We start from the raw sequence: 20,271 nt of genomic DNA, 5'->3' as shown, positions 1-20,271 counted from the left end.
CGTGCCGCTGTACGAGTTCCGCTGCGCCCGGTGCGGCCCCTTCGACGTCCACCGGGCCATGCAGGACGCCTCGGCGACGGCGCCGTGCCCGTCCTGCCGGCAGCCGGCCACCCGTTCCTACGCCGTCGGGGTGGGCCGGCCGTCCGGAGGCGCGCTGCGCGATGCGGGACGGGCGGACCGCGCCCTGGTCGAGCGCGCCTACAGCGGCGAGCCGGTGGTCACCGGCCCACCGTCCGGTCGCCGGCTGCCGCGCCCCGGTGCGCACCGGCACTGACGCCCACCGGGCACCCGCCCGGCTCGACCGCCCGACAGGAGCAGCCATGCCACGACCCACCGACCACGAGTACTTCGACCTGGGGGACGTCGTCTTCCAGCGGGGCGCCACCCTCCGCGGCGCCCGGCTGGCCTACAAGACCTACGGCACGCTGAACGCCGAGAAGTCCAACGTCATCGTGCACCCGACCTGGTACAGCGCCTGGCACGACGCCAACGAGTGGACGATCGGACCGGGGCTGGCCTGCGATCCCGAGCGGTACTTCATCGTCGTCCCCAACCAGCTGAACAACGGGCTGTCGACCTCGCCCAGCAACACCCCGCCGCCCTTCGACGGGCCGGACTTCCCGCCGGTCACCTTCTACGACCAGGTCGAGGTCCAGCACCGGCTGCTCACCGAGAAGTGGGGCATCGAGTCCGTCGAGCTGGTGCTCGGGTCCTCGATGGGTGCCGCGCAGACCTACCAGTGGGCCGTCAGCCACCCGGAGATGGTGAAGCGGGCCGCCCCCATCGTCGGCGCGTCGATCACCAGCGAGCACAACCAGGTCTTCCTGAAGAGCCTGCGGGCCACCCTCACCCTCGACCCGGCGTTCGACGGCGGGCGCTACTCCCCCGGCGCACTGCCCACGGCCGGTCTGCGCGCGTTCGCCCGGATCTACGCCGGCTGGGGGCTGTCCCAGGCGTTCTACTGGCAGCGCGAATACCGCAACCTGGGCTTCTCCTCCCTCGAGGACTTCCTCGTCGGGTTCTGGGAGGGCTTCTGGCTCGACGACCGGGATCCCAACGACCTGCTGGCGATGCTGTGGACGTGGGAGCACGGCGACGTCGGGCAGACCCCCGGGTTCGACGGGGACACCGAGGCCGCGCTGCGCTCCATCCGCTGCCCGGTGCTGTCCATGCCGGCGAGGACCGACCTGTACTTCCCGCCCGAGGACGAGGAGTGGGCCTCGCAGTTCATCCCGGACGGCGAGGTCCGGGTCATCCCCACCGTCTACGGCCACTTCGCCGGGCTGGGCCAGAACCCCGCGGACAACGACTTCATCGACCGGGCGCTCCAGGAGCTGCTGGCCCGTCCGGTCTGAGGGCCGGCGGTGACGTGGGCCACACGTCGTCCTTGCCGTGCCGCGGACCGGCTGCGAGGCTCGGCTCGCTGCGGGGGGACCCGCCCGGCCCGGGCGGGCGCACGGGTGAGGGAGGACGCATGGACGACGAGGTCTACGACGTCGCCATCCTGGGAGCCGGTCTGGCCGGCCTCGGGATGGGCATGAAGCTGAAGATGGCCGGGGTGGACTCCTTCGTCATCCTGGAGAAGGAGGACCGCGTCGGGGGGACCTGGCGCGACAACAGCTACCCCGGGGCCAGCTGCGACGTGCAGTCGCACCTGTACTGGTTCTCCTTCGACGAGCAGCCGGACTGGAGCCGGGTCTTCGCGCTGCAGCCGGAGATCCAGGCCAACATCGAGCGACTGGTCGCCCGCCGCGGCCTGAACCACCACATCCGGCTGGGCGCCGAGGTGACCGAGGCGGTGTGGAGCGAGGACGCCGGTCAGTGGGTGGTCACCACCGCCACCGGCGAGCAGCTGCGCGCCCGCGCGTTCGTCACGGCGTGGGGGCAGCTCAACCGCCCCAGCTTCAAGGGCATCGAGGGCCGCGAGCACTTCGACGGGGTGTCCTTCCACTCCGCCCGGTGGCGGCACGACGTCGACCTGGCCGGCAAGCGGGTGGCCAGCATCGGCAACGGGGCCAGCGCCGTCCAGTTCATCCCCGAGGTGGCCGAGGTCGCCGAGCACCTCACGGTCTTCCAGCGGACGCCGAACTACGTCGTCCCGCGGCAGGACCGGCCCTACACCGAGGAGGAACGCCGGATGTTCCTCGACGACCCGGCCCGGCTGCGGGAGAGCCGCGAGGGCTTCTACTGGGAGCACGAGGGCTGGCTGGGTGCGATGAAGCTGGAGACCAACCCGGTCGCCGAGGAGTTCACCCGGGTCGCCCGGGAGCACCTGGAGACCCAGGTGCCCGACCCGGAGCTGCGCGAGAAGCTGTGGCCGAGCTACCCGATCGGCTGCAAGCGGCTGCTCATCGCCGACACCTTCTACCCGGCGCTGATGCGCGACAACGTGGAGCTGGTCACCGAGCGCATCCAGCGCATCGAGGGCCCGGGGGTGCGGACCGTCGACGGCCGGCTGCACGAGATGGACGTGATCATCTACGCCACCGGCTTCGAGACGCTGTCCTTCATCGGGCACGTCGACATCGTCGGCCGCCCGCCCCGCAGCTGGCCGCCCCGCCCCGGGGACGGCGTCACGCTGCGGGACGCCTGGCGCGAGGTGCCCGAGGCCTACCTCGGCATGACCGTGTCGGGGTTCCCCAACCTCTTCATCATGTACGGCCCCAACACCAACCTGGGCCACAACTCGATCCTGGCGATGCTGGAGTGCCAGTTCGACTACGTGCTCCAGGCGCTGGCCGCCAGCCGGGAGAAGGGCGCCGCGCTGGACCTGCGGCCCGAGGTGCTGGAGCACTACAACGCCACGCTGCAGGACGAGCTGCAGGGGACGTCGTTCGCCGGCTCGTGCAACAGCTGGTACAAGACGCCGGACGGCCGGATCACCAACAACTGGTCCGGCAGCGTCGAGGACTACCGGGCCCGGACCGCCCGGTTCCAGCTGGACGACTACGAGATCGTGCCGGTGCCGGTGCACAGCTGAGCCGGCGGGTCCCCGCACGCGCCGGCGTGCGGGGACCCCCGCTCAGATCGGCTCGACGTGGTCGGCCTGCAGGCCGCGCTGCCCCGGGCTGGCCTCGTAGGCGACCCGCTGGCCCTCGTCCAGGCTGCGGTAGCCGCCCCGGTCGGCGATGGCCGAGAAGTGCACGAACACGTCCTGGCCGCCGTCGTCGGGCTCGATGAACCCGAAGCCCTTCTCGGCGTTGAACCACTTGACCGTGCCCTGCGCGCCGCCGCCGGCGGACGGACCCCGGCCGGAGGGCGCCGGACCGCGGCCCCGGGAGTCGTCGCGCCCGCGTTCGTCCCGGCCCCAGTCGCCCCGACCACGGTCGTCACGGCCACGGTCGTCACGGCCACGGTCGTCACGACGACCGCCACCACCGCCGCCGCCCACCGGGACGACGTCCTCGGCCTGCGGCCCGCGGTCCCCCGGCCGGGTCGCGAACTCGACCCGCTGCCCCTCCTCGAGGCTGCGGTACCCGCCGGTGTCGGCGATCGCGGAGAAGTGCACGAACACGTCCGGCCCGCCGTCGTCGGGCTCGATGAACCCGAAGCCCTTCTCGGCGTTGAACCACTTCACGGTGCCCTGCCCGCCGCCGCCGGCGGACTGCCCCCGGCCGGAGGGTGCCGGGCCGCGGGCGCCGCCGCGGGGCTCGTCCCGCCACTGGTCCCGGCCGCCGCGGTCGTCCCGGCCGCTCCGGCCCCGCTCGTCGCCGCGGCCCCGGTCGTCCCCGCGGCCGCCGCCCCGGTCGTCCCCGCGGCCGCCGCCACCACCGCCGCCACCGAGCGGGACGGCGGAGTCGGCCTGCAGCCCGCGCTGTCCGGGGCTGGCCTGGTACTCGACCCGCTGCCCCTCCTCCAGGCTGCGGTACCCGCCGGTGTCGGCGATCGCGGAGAAGTGGACGAAGACGTCCTCGCCCCCGTCGTCGGGTCCGATGAACCCGAAGCCCTTCTCGGCGTTGAACCACTTCACCGTGCCCTGCGGCATGCTGCTTCTCCTGCACTGATCGACGTCTGCGGCCGTTCCCGGCGACTCCGGCCGCCAGCCTCCCATCATCCCGGTGCCGGCGGCGCCCGCCCACGGGGGTCCGGGAGTACGGGCTAGGGCACCAGCAGGAGCTTGCCGGTGGTACGCCGCCCCTCGAGGTCCTCGTGTGCCCGGTGGGCCTCGGCCAGCGGGTACCGGCCCCCGATCCGGACGTCGAGACCGTCGGCGACGAGGGCGAACACCTCGCGGGCCCGGTCCTGGAGCAGCTGCGGCGTGCGGGCGTAGGTCTTCAGCGTGGGCCGCTGCACGTACAGCGACCCGCGGGCGGCGAGCGTCGACACCTCGACCGGCTCGGGCGGGCCGCTGGCGGCGCCGAAGACGATCATGCGGCCGCAGGGGCGGAGCGCCTCCAGGCCCTCGGAGAACGTCGTCCGGCCGACGCCGTCGTAGACGGCCGCCACGCCCTCGCCGCCGGTGATGTCGCGGACCCGCTGCGCGAAGGACTCGTAGCCGATCACCTCCTCGGCGCCCGCGGCCCGGGCCAGCTCGGCCTTGTCCGGGGTGGACGTCGTCGCGATGACCCGCCCGCCCCGCCGGACGACCATCTGGGTGAGGAGCAGGCCCACCCCGCCGGCAGCGGCGTGCACCAGCACCCAGTCGCCGGGCTGCACGGGGTAGGAGTCCGCGGCGAGGTAGTGGGCGGTGAGCCCCTGCAGCATCACCGCGGCCGCCACGTCCAGCTCGACCCCGTCGGGGACCGGGACCAGCAGCTCCTCCGGTGCGGCCAGCTTCTCCGCGTAGCTGCCCGGGACGTTCATCCAGGCCACCCGCCGGCCGGTGCCGGCGACCGTGCCGGCGCCCTCGGCCCCGGGGACGGCGGGCGGCGGGGAGCCGTAGCCGCCGCCCTGGCGCTCGTAGACGTCCATGTAGTTGACCCCGGCGGCGGCGACCTCCACGAGCACCGTGCCGTCCCCCGGCTGCGGGTCGGGGGCCTCGGTGTACTGGAGCACCTCGGGACCGCCGTTGGTCTCGAAGACGACTGCGCGCATGCCGGCCCACCTCTCTCTGCGCGGCCTCCCCGGGGGCCCGGGGCCGTTGCCGCTGTGCGGGGTCGAGTGTCGCCGACCGTGCCGCGCGCCACCCGGCGAGGGCGGTGCCGGGTCAGCCGGTGGCCGTCGGGGACACCGGGGCGGAGCCGCCCTGCGGCGCCTCCTCGGTCATCAGCGCGATGATCTCCGCCTGGTCGGCGGCCGACGGGAGACCCCAGTCGGGCTGGTAGCCGTAGACCTCGTGCAGCGGCGTCGCCGCGGTCCGGCCGTCGAGCACCTCCACGGCGCTGCTGTCGATCAGGCCGGGGTGCTCGACCCCGCAGGCCTCGGCGACCTTGACCAGGTCGCGGCGCAGCGTCTTGACGTAGTTGGCCGCCCGGACGGACTTCAGCTGCGGGTCCAGACCGCGGGTCAGCCAGGCGTTCTGGGTGGCCACGCCGGTCGGGCAGGTGTCGGTGTGGCACTTCTGCGCCTGGATGCAGCCGATGGCCAGCATCGCCTCCCGGGCCACGTTGACCATGTCGCAGCCGAGCGCGAAGGCGACGATCGCGTTGTCCGGCAGCCCCAGCTTGCCGCCGCCGATGAAGGTGACCTGATTGTGCAGCCCGCGGCGGGCGAAGGTGGCGTAGACCCGGGCGAAGCCGAGCTGGAAGGGCAGCGACACCGAGTCGGTGAAGATCATCGGTGCGGCCCCGGTGCCGCCCTCGCCGCCGTCGACGGTCACGAAGTCGACCCCGCGGCCGGTGGTGTCCATCAGCCGCGTCAGGTCGTCCCAGAACCCGAGGTCGCCGACGGCGGACTTGATGCCGACCGGCAGGCCGGTCTCGGCGGCGAGCAGCTCCACCCAGTCGAGCAGGCTGTCCGGGTCGGAGAACTCGGCGTGCCGGGACGGGCTGATGCAGTCCACCCCCTCCGGCACGCCGCGGGCGGCGGCGATCTCGGCCGACACCTTGGGGCCCGGCAGCACCCCGCCGAGGCCGGGCTTGGCGCCCTGGCTGAGCTTGACCTCCAGGGCCCGGACCGGCGCGCCGGCCACCAGGTCCTTGAGCCGGGCGAGGTCGAAGCGGCCGGCGGAGTCCCGGCACCCGAAGTAGGCGGTGCCGATCTGGAACACCAGCTCTCCGCCGTGCCGGTGGTGCACCGACAGGCCGCCCTCGCCGGTGTTGTGCATGCAGCCGGCCAGCGCCGCGCCCCGGTTGAGCGCCTCGACGGCGGCGCCGGACAGCGACCCGAAGCTCATCGCCGAGATGTTGACCACCGACGCCGGTCGGAAGGCGCGGGCCCGGCCCCGGGGCCCGCCGAGGACCTTGGCGCTGGGCAGCTCCACCTCGTGCCCGGCCTGCACCGTGGTGGCCGGGACGGCCCGGCCGAAGGTGCGGTGCTTGATCACCGGGTACCCGGCGGTGTACTCGAGGTCGTTGTCGGTGCCGAAGCCGAAGTAGTTGTTCTCCTTCTTCGCCGACGCGTACACCCAGCGGCGCTGGTCCCGGGTGAACGGCCGCTCCTCGTTGTTCCCGGCGACCAGGTACTGCCGCAGCTCGGGGCCGATCGCCTCGATCAGGTAGCGGGCGTGCCCGACGACCGGGAAGTTGCGGAGCAGCGCATGGTCGCGCTGGACGAGGTCGCGGGTGGCCAGGGCACCGAGCGCGGCGAGAGCGGTCGCCACGCCGGCCGGGACGGCGCGCTTCATGCCGTCACCATCCTCGCCGCCGCGAGCGGTGCCAAGGGGTCGTGCGCCGGTCGGCCGCGGGTCGTGCGCCCGTGCTGCGCCGGCCGGGCCCGGGCGGCCGCCGGCGGGGCGCCTGCGGTCGTGGCGCGCCGTCGTCGCGCGTAGCGTCGCGGCCCCAGGGAGCAGGGGGGACGCATGCCCGGCGAGGGACGGATCCGCAACGCAGCGCTGGCCGCGAAGGTCGTCCCGCCGGAGGTCGCCGCGGCGGCCATCCGGCCCGGGGACACCGTGGGGATGAGCGGCTTCACCGGTGCCGGCTACCCCAAGGAGGTCCCCGCGGCGCTGGCCCGGCAGATCTCTGCCGCGCACGAGGCGGGGCAGGAGTTCCGGGTCGACGTCTGGACCGGGGCCTCGACCGCCCCGGAGCTGGACGGCGCGCTGGCCGCCGCCGACGGCATCGAGCTGCGGTTGCCGTACCAGTCCGACCCGGTCAGCCGGGAGAAGATCAACGCCGGCCGGATGGAGTACCTGGACGTCCACCTGTCCCACGTCGCGCAGATGGCGTGGATGGGCTTCCTCGGCGACCTGGACGTCGCGCTCATCGAGGTCAGTGGCATCACCGAGGACGGCAGGCTGGTGCCCTCGGCGTCGGTGGGCAACAACAAGACCTGGATCGAGCAGGCCGACCGGGTGGTCCTGGAGGTCAACGCGTGGCAGAGCGCCGAGCTCGACGGCATGCACGACGTCTACTACGGGACGGCGCTCCCGCCCGGCCGCCGGCCCATCCCGCTGACCCGGCCGGGTGACCGGATCGGCGTGCCGTACCTGGAGTGCCCGCCGGAGAAGGTCGTGGCCGTGGTGCAGACCGACGCGCCCGACCGCAACAGCGCCTTCAAGGAGCCCGACGAGGCCTCGCGCCGGATCGCCGGGCACCTGATCGAGTTCCTCGAACACGAGGTGCGGCGCGGCCGGCTGCCGGCCTCGCTGCTCCCTCTGCAGTCCGGGGTCGGCAACGTGGCCAACGCCGTCCTGGCCGGTCTCGAGGCGTCTGACTTCCAGGACCTCACCGCCTACACCGAGGTCATCCAGGACGGGATGCTCGGGCTGCTGCGGTCGGGGAAGCTGTCGGTCGCCTCGGCCACCGCCTTCTCGCTCAGCCCCACGGCGGTCGCCGAGTTCAACGCCTCGGCGGCCGACTACCGGGACAGGATCGTGCTGCGGCCGCAGGAGATCAGCAACCACCCGGAGATCGTCCGGCGGCTCGGGGTGCTGGCGATGAACGGCATGATCGAGGCCGACGTGTACGGCAACGTCAACTCCACCCACCTGATGGGCAGCCGGATCCAGAACGGCATCGGGGGCTCCGGGGACTTCGCCCGCAACGCCTACACCTCGTTCTTCGTCACCCCGTCGACCGCGAAGGGCGGCGCGATCTCGGCCATCGTGCCGATGGTGTCCCACGTCGACCACACCGAGCACGACGTCGCGGTCATCGTCACCGAGCAGGGGCTGGCCGACCTGCGCGGCCTGCCGCCCCGGCGCCGGGCGGAGCAGGTGGTGGCGCGCTGCGCCCACCCGGACTACCGGCCGCTGCTGGAGGACTACCTGGCCCGCGCCGCACGCGGCGCGCACGGCCAGCACACCCCCCACCTGCTGGCCGAGGCGCTGAGCTGGCACACCCGCTACCTGGAGACCGGCACGATGATCCCGGGTCACTGAGCCGGGCAGCCCTCAGTCCGCGGCCAGCGCCCGGGCGACGGCGAGCGCCTCCGGGGCCACCGTCGGCGCGCCGGCGGCGGCGCGCAGCCACGCCGCGAGGGGCGCGGCCACAGCCGGGCCCACCGTGACGATCCACCGGGCGGTGCGCGCCCGCGCCTCCGCGACGTGCTCGGTCCCGCCGTCCGGGAGGTGCGCGACCACCTCCGGGCGGGAGGCCAGCAGGCCCGCGGTCCGCCAGGTGCCCCCGGTGGTCCGGGCGGCCACGGCGTCCAGCAGGTCGGCGGCGCGCAGCAGCTCATGGGCCTCGTCGTCCACGGCCCTGAGTCTGCCCGCGCGCCTGCCGCCCGCCGGGCGGCGGCGGTCAGCCCTTCTTCGGGTGGGTCAGCTTCTCCATCCCCGAGGAGGTGTCCGCGGCGGCCTTCTTGGCCGCGCGCTTCTGCTTGATGGTGACGCCGGACTTCTTCGACTTGGACCCGTGCGGCGACTTGTCGGACATGACGACTCCCTCATCGGGAACCGGGTGGCTCCAGGCCGGTGACGCTACGCGCCGCCGCACCGGCGCACACCGGTCGGGCGCGCGCCGTCAGGCGCCGGCCGCCCGTGCGGCGCGGCGCTGGTCGACGACGGCGCGGGTGGCGCGCCGCCGGGCGGCGGCCGCGCTGCTCGACCGCACCCGCTGCCGGGCGGAGCGGCCGGCCTCCTCGGAGAGCTGCTGGGCGGCCAGCAGCGTGGCCGAGGGCAGCACGGTCGCCGCGGCCGGGGACCTGACCACCAGCCGGTCGCCGCCACCGTCGGTGATCGGGTCCGGGACGACGGGCGGCGGCGGCCCGACGACGTCGGGCTCGACCACGTCCGGCCCGCACACCGGGACGGGCGGGACGGTCAGCACCGGGCGTTCCCCGAGGACGGCATGGCGGACGGTCCTCACTGTCGATCGGCGGCGACCAGCGGCCCTGGTGACGAGGCGCGGGCGGAGGGGAGCCCGCCGGCGGGCCGTCCTGAACCTACGCGAGTGGCCGCGGTCCCGCGCCTCGAGCGCGCGGGCCGCCACCCGACCCGCGCGCCGCGGCGACCGGGTGTGCCACCGTTCCCGGCATGGTGAACGTCCTCTCCATCCAGTCCCACGTCGCGTACGGGCACGCCGGCAACGCCTCCGCGGTCTTCCCGCTGCAGCGCCTGGGCATCGAGGTGTGGCCGGTGCACACGGTGCAGTTCTCCAACCACACCGGCTACGGCGCCTGGACCGGCCGGGTCTTCGACGGCCAGGCCGTCGAGGAGGTCGTCGGCGGGATCGCCGACCGCGGGGTGCTGGGCAGCTGCGACGCGGTGCTGTCGGGCTACCTGGGCTCCGCCGACATCGGCCACGCGGTGGTGCAGAGCGTGGCCCGGGTCCGCGAGGCCAACCCGGACGCCGTCTACTGCTGCGACCCGGTGATCGGCGACGTCGGCCGCGGGGTGTTCGTCCGGCCCGGGATCCCCGAGCTCATGCGGGAGGTCGCCGTCCCGGTCGCCGACGTGGTCACGCCCAACCACTACGAGCTCGACCTGCTCGCCGGCACCACCACCGGGTCGCTGTCCTCGGTCCGGGACGCCGTCGCGGCGGTGCAGGCGCTCGGCCCCCGGGTGGTGCTGACGACCTCGCTGGTGGCCGAGGACACCCCGGACGACGCGGTCGACCTGCTGGCCAGCGAGGGCGGGCGGCACTTCCGGGTGCGCACGCCCCGGCTGGACGTGGCGGTGAACGGCGCCGGGGACGCCGTCGCCGCGCTGTTCCTCGCCCACTGGCTGTCCACCCGGGACGCCGGTACCGCCCTCGGCCGGGCCGCGGCGTCGGTGTTCGGCCTGCTCCGGGCCACCGCGGAGGCCGGCTCGCGGGAGATCCTGCTGGTCGCGGCCCAGGACGAGTACGTCTCCCCCACCCGGACCTTCGACGTCGAGGAGGTCTGACGTGGCCGGCGAGTTCCCGTCACTGGCCCAGCTGGCCGCCGAGGAGGACGAGCTGCAGTTCACCGCGTTCGGCAACGACGACGCCTGGGCGCTCGGGTCGGCGCTGGTCGCCGCCGCGCGGGACCAGGACGCCCCCGTGGCGGTCGAGGTCCGGCGCAACGGCCACCAGCTGTTCAAGGCGGCGCTGACGGGGGCCACCCCGGACAACGACTCCTGGATCGAGCGCAAGGCGGCGGTCGTCCACCGGTTCGGGCACAGCAGCCTCTACGTCGCCCAGCGCAGCCGGGAGGCCGGCACCACCTTCGAGGCGGAGTTCGGGCTGGACCCGCAGCGGTACGCCGCGCACGGCGGCGCCGTCCCGGTCACCGTGCGGTCGGTCGGCCCGGTCGGCGTGGTGGTGGTGTCCGGGCTGCCCCAGGTGGAGGACCACCGGATGGTGGTCGCCGCCATGCGGGCGCACCTGGCCGGCTGACGGCGGCGCGGCCGGGCCGACCCGAGGTCGGCCCGGCCGCTGGGGGCAGGGGGGTCCTTCCTCAGGCCGAGGTGCGGATCCGCTCGTACTCCTCGCGCGGGACGACGGGGGCGTCGGCGCGGCCCAGGTCGTCCATCCGCACCCGGAAGGTCTCCCGCGCCGAGAAGGCCGCGACGGCCACGATGACCCCGATGCCGAAGGTGAAGCCGCCGACGATGAGCGGCACGTTGGACTCCGGCGGGGCGATCGCCCCGTACAGGCTGGGCAGGAAGGCGGTGATCATCGTGCCGATGTTCTGGGACACCGCGAACCCGGTCACCCGGGTCTTCGCCGGGAAGAGCTCCTGGTAGAAGGACGGGAAGACCGCGTTGTAGCCCTGGTAGACCGTGCCCCACATCAGGATGGCGAAGACGAAGGCCATCGGGACGTTGTCCTGGCTGATGAAGTACAGGTAGGGGAAGGCCAGCGCGCCCGAGCCCAGCGCCCCCACGATGATGCACGGCCGCCGCCCGATCCGGTCGGACAGGCTGCCGATGTAGGGGATCAGCGCCATCGCGACCAGGTTCCCGGCCACGGAGATCCACAGGTAGACCGTGGTGCTGAACCCGTTGCCGTAGATCTCGTTGGTCGCGTAGGTCGCTCCGAAGACGGTCGCGGCCAGCGGCACGGCGTTCATCAGGGCCATGCAGACGACCCGGAGCATGTCCGAGCCGCTCTCCCGGACCGCCTGCACGATCGGCGCCTTGGGGACCGCGCCGGCCTGGGCCTCCTCGACGAAGACCGGCGTCTCGTCGACGCGGCGGCGGATGACGTAGCCGGCGACGACCACCAGGGCGCTGAGCAGGAACGGGATCCGCCAGCCCCAGGACATGAACGCGTCCTCGGGCAGGATCGCCGACAGCGGCAGGAACACCGCGGCGGCCAGCAGCTGCCCGCCCTGCACCCCCTGCAGGGTGAAGCTGGCGTAGAAGCCGCGGCGGCCGAACGGCGAGTGCTCCACGATCATCGCGCTGGCCCCGGAGATCTCCCCGCCGACGGCGAAGCCCTGGATCAGCCGCAGCGCGACCAGCAGCGCCGGGGCCAGCAGCCCGACCTGCTCGTAGGTCGGCAGCAGGGCCACCAGGAAGGTGGACGCCCCCATCAGCAGCATGCACAGCACGAGCACGTTCTTGCGGCCGTGCGTGTCACCCCAGTGGCCCAGCACGAAGGCCCCCAGCGGGCGGGCGACGTAGCCGACCCCGAACGTCGCCAGCGAGATCACGATCGCCAGCTGCGGGTCGTCACCGGCGAAGAAGACGGTCGGGAAGACCAGGGCCGCGGCCTGGGCGTAGATGAAGAAGTCGTAGTACTCCAGCGCGCTGCCCATCCAGCCGCTGGCCGCGGCCTTGCGGGGCGTCTGCGCGACGTGCGTTCCGGCGCCCGGACCCGGGGGCTCGGTGACTGAACCGTGCATGGGGGCTCTCCTGGAGTCGGACGCCTCGTCGACGGGGCGTCGTGGGGATCGGGCGGGGCCCCTGCGGAGGTGCGTGCGGAGGGCAGCCGCCCGTCGTCCCAGCGGCTTATGTACCAACTGGTTATGTACTAGATGGTGAGGTGATGGGGCTCACCGTGTCAAGCGCCGCCTGCCGAGGGCGCGACGAGGGCGTGCGGGACCGCCCCCGGCGCCGTCGTCGGGCGGGGGTGGGGTCCTCTGGGAGGAGGAGGCGGGTCAGCGGTCCGTCAGGAACGACACCAGGAGGTCGCCCAGGAGCTGCCGCTGGTGCTCCCGCCGCGCCGGGTCGAGCATGTCGCGGCCGAAGATGGCCCCGAAGGTGTGCCGGTTCGCCGTCCGGAAGACGCAGAAGCCGCTGATCACCTGGTGCACGTCCAGCGCGTCCACGTCGTCGCGGAACAGCCCCGCCTCGCGACCGCGGCGCAGTATCGCGTCCAGCACGTCCAGCGCCGGGTTGGCCAGCCCGGACAGGATCTCCGAGCGGGCGATGTGCTCGCCGTGGTGGATGTTCTCGATGCTCACCAGCCGGATGAAGTCCGGATGCGACTCGTCGTGGTCGAAAGTGAGGCCGGCCAGCTCCCGGATCGCCGCCACCGGGTCGAGGTGCTCGACGTCCAGCTGCTGCTCGAGGCTGCGGATCTGGGTGTACGCCTGCTCGAGGACGGCGATGTAGAGCCGCTCCTTGCCGCCGAAGTAGTAGTAGATCATCCGCTTGGTGGTGCTGGTCTTGGCGGCGATCTCGTCCACCCGGGCCCCGGCGTACCCGCGGTCGGCGAACTCGCGAGTGGCCACCGCGAGGATGTCCGCGCGCGTCCGCTCGGCGTCCCGGATCCGCTCCGGGCCTGCCGCGACCGGCTCGCCGCCGGCGCGGCCGGACGGCGGTTCGACCTCGGACGGCTGCGCGCTCACGGATCCTCCACCCTCGACGGACGACCACGAGCCTAGGCGCAGCACCCGGACCCACATCGCACGGCCGACGCGTGACCGGCGTCCTTCCGAGGGCTGGCGCGCGGGCCGCGCGTGTGGTCCCCTCAGGACAGCAACTCACCAACTGGTACATCAGCGGAGGCCCTACGTGTCCCCCAGCTCCAGCGGATTCCTCATCGGCCTGGTCGGCACCGGCATCGGCCCGTCGCTCAGCCCCGCGCTGCACGAGCGGGAGGCCGACCAGCTCGGCGTCCGCTACCTCTACCGCCGCCTGGACCTCGACCGGCTGCAGGTGCCGGCGAGCGCGGTCGGGGACGTGCTGGCCGCCGCCCGGCTGGCGGGGTACGACGGCCTCAACGTCACCCACCCGTGCAAGCAGCTGGTCCTCGACCACCTGGACGAGCTGTCCCCCGACGCCGAGGCACTCGGCGCGGTCAACACCGTGGTCTTCCGCGACGGACGGGCGGTCGGCCACAACACCGACTGGTCGGGGTTCGCCCGGGCCTTCGACCGCGGCCTGACCGAGGCCCCGCTGGACCGGGTCGTGCTGCTCGGCGCCGGGGGCGCCGGGGCCGCCGTGGCCCACGCGCTGCTCACCCTGGGCACCACCGCGCTCACCGTGCTGGACGTCGACGCGGGCCGGGCGACCGCGCTGGCCGCGGCGCTCGAGGACCGGTTCGGCGCGGGCCGGGCCACCGGCGCCGACCTGGGCCGGCTGGACACCGCCGTGCCGGCCGCCGACGGCCTGGTGCACGCCACCCCGACCGGGATGGCCGCCCATCCCGGTCTCCCGCTGCCGGCCGGGCTGCTGCGCCCGGACCTCTGGGTCGCCGACATCGTCTACCGCCCGCTGGAGACCGCGCTGGTGCGCACCGCCCGGGCGTTGGGCGCCCGCGTGCTCGACGGCGGCGGGATGGCGGTCTTCCAGGCGGTGGACGCCTTCCGGCTGTTCACCGGGCTGGAGCCGGACCCGGACCGGATGCTCACGCACTTCACCGAGCTGGTCGCCACGCCCGACGTCCGGATCGGCTGAGCCGCCCCGTGCCCCGTCGCGCGATCGCCACCGTCTGCCTGTCCGGCACGCTGGAGGACAAGCTCGCCGCCGCCGCGGCGGCCGGCTTCGACGGCATCGAGGTGTTCGAGCCCGACCTGCTCGCCTCGCCGTGGGCACCGCAGGAGCTGGCCGCCCGCTGCGCCGACCTGGGCCTGGCCGTCGACCTCTACCAGCCCTTCCGCGACCTGGACTCCACGGACCCGGACCGCTTCGCCCGCAACCTCCGCCGGGCCGAGCGCAAGTTCGACCTGATGACCCGGCTCGGGGCGACCACGGTGCTGGTCTGCTCCTCGGTGTCGCCGGACGCGGTCGCCGACCCCGACCGGCTCGCCGGGCAGCTGGCCGCCGCGGCCACCGCCGCCGGCGAGCGCGGCCTGCGGATCGCCTACGAGGCGCTGGCCTGGGGCACGCACGTGTCCACCTGGGAGGCCTCCTGGGACGCCGTCCGCCGGGCCGACGTCCCGGCCCTCGGACTGTGCCTGGACAGCTTCCACGTGCTCTCCCGCGGCGGGGAACCGGCCGGGTTCACCGACGTCCCCGGCGACAAGCTGTTCTTCCTGCAGCTGGCCGACGCGCCGGCGCTGCGGATGGACGTGCTGCAGTGGAGCCGCCACCACCGCCTGTTCCCCGGGCAGGGCGCCTTCGACCTGCCCTCCTTCCTCGACTGCGTGCTCGCCGCCGGCTACGCCGGGCCGCTGTCGCTCGAGGTCTTCAACGACGTCTACCGGCAGGCCGACCCCGCGAGGACGGCGGTCGACGCGATGCGCTCGCTGCTCTGGCTGGAGGAACAGCACGCCCGCCGGCACGCCTCCGGTGCGCCGGTGCCGCCCGGGGCGCCGGCGCTGTCCGGCCACTCGTTCACCGAGCTGGCCGTCGACGGCGTGTCCGGCCCGCAGGTGGCCGGGGTGCTGGACCGCCTGGGCTTCACCCACACCGGGCAGCACCGCTCCAAGCCGGTGCAGCTGTGGGAGCAGGGCGACGCGCGGGTGCTGCTCAACGCCTCGGTCGTCCGGCCCGCGGCCGCCGGGGTCGCCGCCGTCGCCGCGTTGGGCCTGGAGAGCGCCGACCCCGGCCGGTCGGCACAGCGGGCCGAGGCGCTGCGGGCACCGGTCCTGCCGCGCAGCCGGGGCGCGGCCGAGGCCGAGCTGTCCGCGGTCGCCGCGCCCGACGGCACCTCGGTGTTCTTCACCCGCACCGGCCCGGACGGCTGGCCGGCCGACTTCCTGCCCACCGGCCGGTCCGCCGGCCCCGGCACCGGCCTGACCGGGGTGGACCACGTCGGGCTGACCCAGCCGTTCGACTCCTTCGACGAGGCGGGGCTGTTCTACCGGGCGGTGCTGGGCCTGGACCCGCAGGCGGTCACCGAGGTCGCCGCGCCCTACGGGCTGGTGCGCACCCGCGCGGTCACCGACCCCGGGCGGGCGGTGCGGCTGGCGCTCAGCGCGACGACCCTGCGCCGCGGCGGCTGGGCCCCCGGCGTCCCCGACCCCCAGTACGTCGCCTTCGCCACCGACGACGTGGTGGCCACCGCGCGGGCGGCCCGGGCCGCCGGGGCGCCGCTGCTGCGCCTGCCGGCCAACTACGCCGACGACCTCGAGGCCCGCTTCGACCTGTCCCCGGACCTGCTCGCCGCGGTCCGGGAGCTCGGGCTGATGTACGAGGAGGACGACGGCGGCGCGTGCCTGCACCTGGCCACCGAGGTCCTGGGCGACCGGGTGTTCTTCGTGGTCACCCAGCGGCTGGGCCGCTACGACGGGTACGGCACCGCCGACGCCCCGGTCCGGATGGCCGCGCACCGCCGGCAGCGCAGGGCCGCGCTCACCCCGACCTGAGCCCGCCGGGTGCGGCAGCCTGCTCGATCCGCCGGGTGAGCAGCCACAGCCCGACCGCCGACGCCGTGGGGAGCGCGGCGAGCACCAACCAGGGGACGGCGGCGGTGGGCCCCGGGACGCGGGCCAGGTCCAGCAGGGCACCGATCCCGGTGCTGCCGACCAGCACGGCGGCCCCACCGGCGGAGGCCAGCACGCCGAAGTGCGCGCCGAGCCGGCGCTCGCCGGCGAGCCGGGCCACCAGGTCGCGGGCGACCGGGACGGCGGTCATCTCGCCGGCGTGCAACAGCAGCACGAGCCCGACCGCGGGGGCCAGGGCCAGGACGCCGTCCGGCGGGGCGAACGGCGCGCAGCCGGCCACCAGCGCGAACGACGCGGCCATCAGGGCGAAGCCGGCCGGCAGCGCCCGCCGGGGGCCGGCCCGTCGCGCGCGGACGGCGATCGGCAGCTGGAGGAGCAGCACCACGACCGCGGCCAGCGCGAAGAGCCCGCCGAGCGCCGCGGGGCTCCCGGTGGCCCGGGTCAGCTCGACCGGCAGGGCCAGGTACAGCTGGTCGTAGCAGAGCTGGTAGGTGCAGTAGGCCGCGGCCAGGGCCAGGAAGGGGCGGTTGCGCAGCACCTCCCGCCACCCCGACCCGACCGCCTCGGGCACGCGCGTCCCCTCGGCCGCCCCCTCGACGGTCGCGTCGGTGCGCAGGTCGCGTGGGAGCCACCGCAGGTGGGCCAGCAGGACGACGGCGAAGACGCCGGCCGCCACCCAGCAGGTGACCGGGAACGGGATCCCGAGCAGCACCGCGCCGAGCAGCGGGCCGGTCACCGCGCCGAGGGTGAGGGCGACGGCGTCCAGGGCGAACACCTCGGCACGGGTCACCACCCCCGCCTCCTCCAGCGCGCGGCCCTGCCCGGCCAGCGCCGACTCCACGGCCGGGGAGAACAGCGCGGCGGCGAACCCGACGAGCACCGTGCCGGCCAGCACCCCGGGCAGCGACCCGGCCACGGCCAGCGTGAGGAAGCCGGCGATCCGCACCGAGCAGCCGACGAGCACCAGCGGCCGCACCCCGAACCGGTCGGCCAGGCCGCCGCCGAGGAAGAACAGCCCCTGCTGGCTGAACGTGCGCAGGCCGAGCACCAGCCCGACGACGCCGCCGGTCAGCCCCAGGTCCTCGGTCAGGTGGACGGCGAGGAAGGGCACCACCAGGAAGAAGCCGACGTTGAACGCCAGCTGGGAGAGCAGCAGCAGGCGCGGCACGCCCGGCAGCCGGCGGAACGTCGCGACCGGGCCGCGCCGGACGCGCGCCGGTCCGGCCCCGCCCTCAGCCCACATCAGGGCCGGCCCCGCCGTCACCCGGCACCGGGGCCGGCCCCGCCGTCACTCGGCGGCGGCGCCGGCCGGGTCCCCCGCGGTCTGCTCGCTGCTGGGAGCGCCCACCCACACCGTCTTGGCGTTCATGAACTCCCGCATGCCCAGCGCGGTCAGCTCGCGCCCGTAGCCGCTCTGCTTGACCCCGCCGAAGGGCAGCTCCGGGTAGCTGGTGGTCATCCCGTTGATGAAGGCCATCCCCGACTCGATGTCCCGCACGAACAGCGCCCGCTCCTCCTCGTCCTCGCTCCACAGGTTGGAGCCCAGGCCGTAGGGGTGGCTGTTGGCGATCTCGATCGCCTCCGCCAGGCTGCCGACGGTGTACAGCGCGGCGACCGGGCCGAAGACCTCCTCGGCGTGCATCGCCATCTCCGGCGTCACGCCGGTGAGCAGGGTCGGCTCGTAGAACCAGCCCGGCCGGTCCGGCCGCTTCCCGCCGACCACCACGGTGGCGCCCTTGTCCACCGCGTCGGCGACGTAGCGCTCGACGTCCTCCCGCCCGGACTCGGTGGCCAGCGGGCCCACCTGGGTGTCGGGGTCCCGGGGGTCGCCGACGGTCAGCTCGCCGATCTTCTCGGCGAACAGCCGGGTGAACTCCTCGGCGACGTCGGCGTGCACGAAGAACCGCTTGGCCGCGATGCAGCTCTGGCCGTTGTTCTGGTTGCGCGAGGTCACCGCCACGGCGGCGGCGGCCGCCAGGTCCGCCGAGGGCATGACGATGAACGGGTCGCTGCCGCCGAGTTCCAGCACGGTGGGCTTGAGCGCGTCCCCGGCGATCGAGGCGACCGACTGGCCGGCCGGCGCGCTGCCGGTGAGGGTGGCGGCGACCACCCGGTCGTCGCGGAGCACCCGCTCGATGGCGCCCGACCCGATGAGCAGGGTCTGGAACACGTCGTCGGGGAACCCGGCGCGGCGGAACACCTCCTCCATGTACAGCGCGGTCTGGGGCACGTTGCTGGCGTGCTTGAGCAGGCCGACGTTGCCGGCCATCAGCGCGGGGGCGGCGAAGCGCATCGCCTGCCACAGCGGGAAGTTCCAGGGCATGACCGCCAGGACGACGCCGAGGGGCTGGTGCACCACGTAGGCCTCCTGGGCGCCCACGGCGCCGGCGTCCCGGCGCTCGGGCTCCAGGAACTGCGGCCCGTGCTCGGCGTAGTAGCGCAGCGCCTTGGCGCACTTGCCGACCTCCGCCTTCGCCGACGCGAGGGTCTTGCCCATCTCGGTGGTCATCAGCTCGGCGACGCGGTCGGCGTCCTCGTCGAGCACGTCGGCTGCCGCGCGCAGCCAGCCGACCCGCTGCTCCACCGGCGTCAGCCGGTAGGACGCGAAGGCCGCCGCCGCGCGGGCGATCTTCTCCTCGAGCGCGTCGTCGGACAACGGCTCGTACGTCTTCAGGGTCTCCCCGGTGGTGGGGTCGATCGTCGCGATGGCCATGGTCCTGACCTGCCCGGCTGCCGTCCGGCGAAACGGCACCGTCGCGGTACCGGACCGGCATTGCCCTGGGGTGTGACGCGGCTTACGTTCGGCCGACACCGTCCCCTTCTCGAGGAGATCCCATGGACAGGCTGCGGTTCGGCACCTTCCTCGCCCCGTTCCACCCCGCCGGCGAGAACCCCACGCTGGCCCTGCAGCGGGACCTCGAACTGGTCGAGCACCTCGACCGGTTGGGCTACGACGAGGCCTGGATCGGTGAGCACCACTCGGCGGGCACCGAGATCATCGCCTCGCCCGAGATCTTCATCGCCGCGGCCGCGGAGCGGACCAAGCACATCAGGCTGGGCACCGGCGTCACGTCGATCGCCTACCACAACCCCCTGTGGGTGGCCGAGCGCATGGTGCTGCTGGACCACCTGACCCGCGGGCGCACCATGCTCGGCTGCGGCCCCGGCTCGCTGCCCACCGACTCGATGATGCTGGGGCTCAACCCCACCGACACCCGGGAACTGCTCGAGGTCGACCTCGACATCATCATGCGGCTGCTGCACGGGGAGACCGTCACCGCGCAGACGAAGACCCACAACCTGATCGACGCGCGGCTGCACCTGCGGCCCTACACCCAGCCGTGCTTCGACGTCGCCGTGGCCGCCGTCGCCTCGCCCACCGGCCCCCGCATGGCCGGCCGGCACGGCGTCGGGCTGCTGTCCATCGGCGCGACCCTGAGCAAGGACGGCTTCGACGCCCTGGCCCACCACTGGAACGTGGTGGAGGAGCAGGCGCAGAAGCACGGCCAGAGCGTGTCCCGCGCCGACTGGCGGCTCGTGGGCCTCATGCACGTCGCCGAGACACGGGAGCAGGCCTACCGGGACGTCGAGCACGGCATCGAGACCTGGTTCCGCTACTTCCAGAAGACCGCCGCCTTCCCGCAGATGGCCGTCGAGGGCGGCGACGTGAAGGAGATGATCGACTTCATCAACGAGGCCGGCGTGGGGGCGATCGGCACGGTCGAGGACGCCAGGGCCCAGGTGCAGCGGCTGTGGGACCAGTCCAACGGCGGCTTCGGCGCGATGCTGCTGCTCGGCCACGAGTGGGCCAACCCCCAGGCGACCAAGCGCTCCTGGGAGCTGATCGCCCAGCACGTCATGCCGCACTTCCAGGGCGGGCAGACCACCCACGCCCAGGCCACGCTGCAGGCCAAGGAGCGGGCGATGGGCAAGCGCGAGGACTACGCGGCACAGCAGCTGCAGGCCGTCAGCACCATGACCGAGCGCTACGAGCAGGAGCGGGCCGCCGGGAAGGGCTGACCGGGCGCAGCCGCCGCGCTGAGTGCG

Annotated in this window: 19 protein-coding genes; 9 read left to right on the top strand and 10 right to left on the bottom strand. The window is 74.3% G+C overall.

Annotation, left to right across the window (positions count from 1 at the left end; all coding sequences use genetic code 11):
* Position 1 precedes the first annotated feature (1 nt).
* The 3 genes from ACWIX6_RS10240 to ACWIX6_RS10230 all read left to right on the top strand — a co-directional run bounded on the left by ACWIX6_RS10240 (position 2) and on the right by ACWIX6_RS10230 (position 2,980).
* On the top strand, positions 2 to 274 hold the full coding sequence (locus tag ACWIX6_RS10240; RefSeq protein WP_448616741.1) for an FmdB family zinc ribbon protein: 273 nt from the start codon (positions 2 to 4) through the stop codon (positions 272 to 274).
* Between the two features lie 46 nt (positions 275 to 320).
* The gene (locus ACWIX6_RS10235; RefSeq protein WP_448616740.1) at positions 321 to 1,355 is read left to right on the top strand and encodes an alpha/beta fold hydrolase; all 1,035 of its coding nucleotides are present in this window, start codon (positions 321 to 323) and stop codon (positions 1,353 to 1,355) included.
* Between the two features lie 119 nt (positions 1,356 to 1,474).
* The gene (locus tag ACWIX6_RS10230; protein WP_448616739.1) at positions 1,475 to 2,980 is read left to right on the top strand and encodes a flavin-containing monooxygenase; all 1,506 of its coding nucleotides are present in this window, start codon (positions 1,475 to 1,477) and stop codon (positions 2,978 to 2,980) included.
* A 42-nt stretch (positions 2,981 to 3,022) separates the two neighbouring features.
* On the opposite strand, the gene ACWIX6_RS10225 is transcribed toward ACWIX6_RS10230, so the two are convergent.
* From ACWIX6_RS10225 to ACWIX6_RS10215, 3 genes are all read right to left on the bottom strand, one after another.
* Positions 3,023 to 3,985: a cold-shock protein gene (locus ACWIX6_RS10225; protein WP_448616738.1), complete on the bottom strand. Its 963-nt coding sequence runs from the start codon at positions 3,983 to 3,985 to the stop codon at positions 3,023 to 3,025.
* Between the two features lie 113 nt (positions 3,986 to 4,098).
* Positions 4,099 to 5,034: a quinone oxidoreductase family protein gene (locus tag ACWIX6_RS10220; protein WP_448616737.1), complete on the bottom strand. Its 936-nt coding sequence runs from the start codon at positions 5,032 to 5,034 to the stop codon at positions 4,099 to 4,101.
* A 112-nt stretch (positions 5,035 to 5,146) separates the two neighbouring features.
* The gene (locus tag ACWIX6_RS10215; protein ID WP_448616736.1) at positions 5,147 to 6,724 is read right to left on the bottom strand and encodes an FMN-binding glutamate synthase family protein; all 1,578 of its coding nucleotides are present in this window, start codon (positions 6,722 to 6,724) and stop codon (positions 5,147 to 5,149) included.
* Between the two features lie 174 nt (positions 6,725 to 6,898).
* Here ACWIX6_RS10215 and ACWIX6_RS10210 point away from each other — a divergent pair, with 174 nt between their 5' ends.
* Positions 6,899 to 8,422 carry an acetyl-CoA hydrolase/transferase family protein gene (locus ACWIX6_RS10210; protein WP_448616735.1) on the top strand — a complete coding sequence of 508 codons (1,524 nt, stop codon included), beginning with the start codon at positions 6,899 to 6,901 and terminating at the stop codon, positions 8,420 to 8,422.
* Between the two features lie 12 nt (positions 8,423 to 8,434).
* On the opposite strand, the gene ACWIX6_RS10205 is transcribed toward ACWIX6_RS10210, so the two are convergent.
* The 3 genes from ACWIX6_RS10205 to ACWIX6_RS10195 all read right to left on the bottom strand — a co-directional run bounded on the left by ACWIX6_RS10205 (position 8,435) and on the right by ACWIX6_RS10195 (position 9,311).
* Positions 8,435 to 8,737 carry a hypothetical protein gene (locus ACWIX6_RS10205; protein WP_448616734.1) on the bottom strand — a complete coding sequence of 101 codons (303 nt, stop codon included), beginning with the start codon at positions 8,735 to 8,737 and terminating at the stop codon, positions 8,435 to 8,437.
* Between the two features lie 46 nt (positions 8,738 to 8,783).
* The gene (locus ACWIX6_RS10200) at positions 8,784 to 8,918 is read right to left on the bottom strand and encodes a hypothetical protein (protein ID WP_448616733.1); all 135 of its coding nucleotides are present in this window, start codon (positions 8,916 to 8,918) and stop codon (positions 8,784 to 8,786) included.
* A gap of 87 nt (positions 8,919 to 9,005) precedes the next feature.
* Positions 9,006 to 9,311 (bottom strand): hypothetical protein, encoded by a 306-nt coding sequence (locus ACWIX6_RS10195; protein ID WP_448616732.1) that lies wholly within the window; start codon positions 9,309 to 9,311, stop codon positions 9,006 to 9,008.
* 206 nt (positions 9,312 to 9,517) lie between these two features.
* On the opposite strand from ACWIX6_RS10195, the gene pdxY reads away from it, so the two are divergent.
* The gene (gene pdxY, locus ACWIX6_RS10190) at positions 9,518 to 10,369 is read left to right on the top strand and encodes a pyridoxal kinase PdxY (protein WP_448616731.1); all 852 of its coding nucleotides are present in this window, start codon (positions 9,518 to 9,520) and stop codon (positions 10,367 to 10,369) included.
* 1 nt (position 10,370) lies between these two features.
* A complete protein-coding gene (locus tag ACWIX6_RS10185; RefSeq protein WP_448616730.1) occupies positions 10,371 to 10,841 on the top strand; it encodes a heme-degrading domain-containing protein in 471 nt (156 codons plus the stop codon).
* Between the two features lie 61 nt (positions 10,842 to 10,902).
* On the opposite strand, the gene ACWIX6_RS10180 is transcribed toward ACWIX6_RS10185, so the two are convergent.
* Positions 10,903 to 12,294, bottom strand: a complete 1,392-nt coding sequence (locus ACWIX6_RS10180) for an MFS transporter (RefSeq protein WP_448616729.1) — start codon at positions 12,292 to 12,294, stop codon at positions 10,903 to 10,905.
* A gap of 255 nt (positions 12,295 to 12,549) precedes the next feature.
* The gene (locus ACWIX6_RS10175; RefSeq protein WP_448616728.1) at positions 12,550 to 13,242 is read right to left on the bottom strand and encodes a TetR/AcrR family transcriptional regulator; all 693 of its coding nucleotides are present in this window, start codon (positions 13,240 to 13,242) and stop codon (positions 12,550 to 12,552) included.
* A 166-nt stretch (positions 13,243 to 13,408) separates the two neighbouring features.
* Here ACWIX6_RS10175 and ACWIX6_RS10170 point away from each other — a divergent pair, with 166 nt between their 5' ends.
* Positions 13,409 to 14,293, top strand: a complete 885-nt coding sequence (locus ACWIX6_RS10170; RefSeq protein ID WP_448616727.1) for a shikimate dehydrogenase — start codon at positions 13,409 to 13,411, stop codon at positions 14,291 to 14,293.
* A gap of 8 nt (positions 14,294 to 14,301) precedes the next feature.
* The gene (locus ACWIX6_RS10165; RefSeq protein ID WP_448616726.1) at positions 14,302 to 16,146 is read left to right on the top strand and encodes a TIM barrel protein; all 1,845 of its coding nucleotides are present in this window, start codon (positions 14,302 to 14,304) and stop codon (positions 16,144 to 16,146) included.
* Here ACWIX6_RS10165 and ACWIX6_RS10160 read toward each other — a convergent pair.
* Together ACWIX6_RS10160 and ACWIX6_RS10155 are read right to left on the bottom strand one after the other, a co-directional pair.
* On the bottom strand, positions 16,133 to 17,392 hold the full coding sequence (locus ACWIX6_RS10160; protein ID WP_448616725.1) for an MFS transporter: 1,260 nt from the start codon (positions 17,390 to 17,392) through the stop codon (positions 16,133 to 16,135). The two genes, ACWIX6_RS10165 and ACWIX6_RS10160, sit on opposite strands and share 14 nt — an antisense overlap.
* Before the next feature lie 120 nt (positions 17,393 to 17,512).
* Complete coding sequence (locus ACWIX6_RS10155) at positions 17,513 to 18,937, bottom strand: NADP-dependent succinic semialdehyde dehydrogenase (RefSeq protein ID WP_448616724.1); 1,425 nt, start codon at positions 18,935 to 18,937, stop codon at positions 17,513 to 17,515.
* A 122-nt stretch (positions 18,938 to 19,059) separates the two neighbouring features.
* Between ACWIX6_RS10155 and ACWIX6_RS10150 the strand changes: the two genes are divergently transcribed.
* Positions 19,060 to 20,244, top strand: a complete 1,185-nt coding sequence (locus ACWIX6_RS10150; RefSeq protein WP_448616723.1) for an LLM class flavin-dependent oxidoreductase — start codon at positions 19,060 to 19,062, stop codon at positions 20,242 to 20,244.
* The last annotated feature ends 27 nt before the right edge of the window (positions 20,245 to 20,271 follow it).

It is taken from the genome of Modestobacter sp. URMC 112 (genome assembly GCF_053502575.1).
The sequence above is the reverse complement of the archived record's forward strand: the minus strand, read 5'-3'. Positions and strand labels throughout refer to the sequence as shown.

Excerpts from the sequence above, each read along its gene's own strand:
- ACWIX6_RS10235 (WP_448616740.1), top strand. The coding sequence starts at position 321 with ATGCCACGACCCACCGACCACGAGTACTTCGACCTGGGGGACGTCGTC.
- ACWIX6_RS10230 (WP_448616739.1), top strand. The coding sequence starts at position 1,475 with ATGGACGACGAGGTCTACGACGTCGCCATCCTGGGAGCCGGTCTGGCC.
- ACWIX6_RS10225 (WP_448616738.1), bottom strand. The coding sequence starts at position 3,985 with ATGCCGCAGGGCACGGTGAAGTGGTTCAACGCCGAGAAGGGCTTCGGG.
- ACWIX6_RS10220 (WP_448616737.1), bottom strand. The coding sequence starts at position 5,034 with ATGCGCGCAGTCGTCTTCGAGACCAACGGCGGTCCCGAGGTGCTCCAG.
- ACWIX6_RS10215 (WP_448616736.1), bottom strand. The coding sequence starts at position 6,724 with ATGAAGCGCGCCGTCCCGGCCGGCGTGGCGACCGCTCTCGCCGCGCTC.
- ACWIX6_RS10210 (WP_448616735.1), top strand. The coding sequence starts at position 6,899 with ATGCCCGGCGAGGGACGGATCCGCAACGCAGCGCTGGCCGCGAAGGTC.
- ACWIX6_RS10200 (WP_448616733.1), bottom strand. The coding sequence starts at position 8,918 with ATGTCCGACAAGTCGCCGCACGGGTCCAAGTCGAAGAAGTCCGGCGTC.
- pdxY (WP_448616731.1), top strand. The coding sequence starts at position 9,518 with ATGGTGAACGTCCTCTCCATCCAGTCCCACGTCGCGTACGGGCACGCC.
- ACWIX6_RS10180 (WP_448616729.1), bottom strand. The coding sequence starts at position 12,294 with ATGCACGGTTCAGTCACCGAGCCCCCGGGTCCGGGCGCCGGAACGCAC.
- ACWIX6_RS10155 (WP_448616724.1), bottom strand. The coding sequence starts at position 18,937 with ATGGCCATCGCGACGATCGACCCCACCACCGGGGAGACCCTGAAGACG.
- ACWIX6_RS10150 (WP_448616723.1), top strand. The coding sequence starts at position 19,060 with ATGGACAGGCTGCGGTTCGGCACCTTCCTCGCCCCGTTCCACCCCGCC.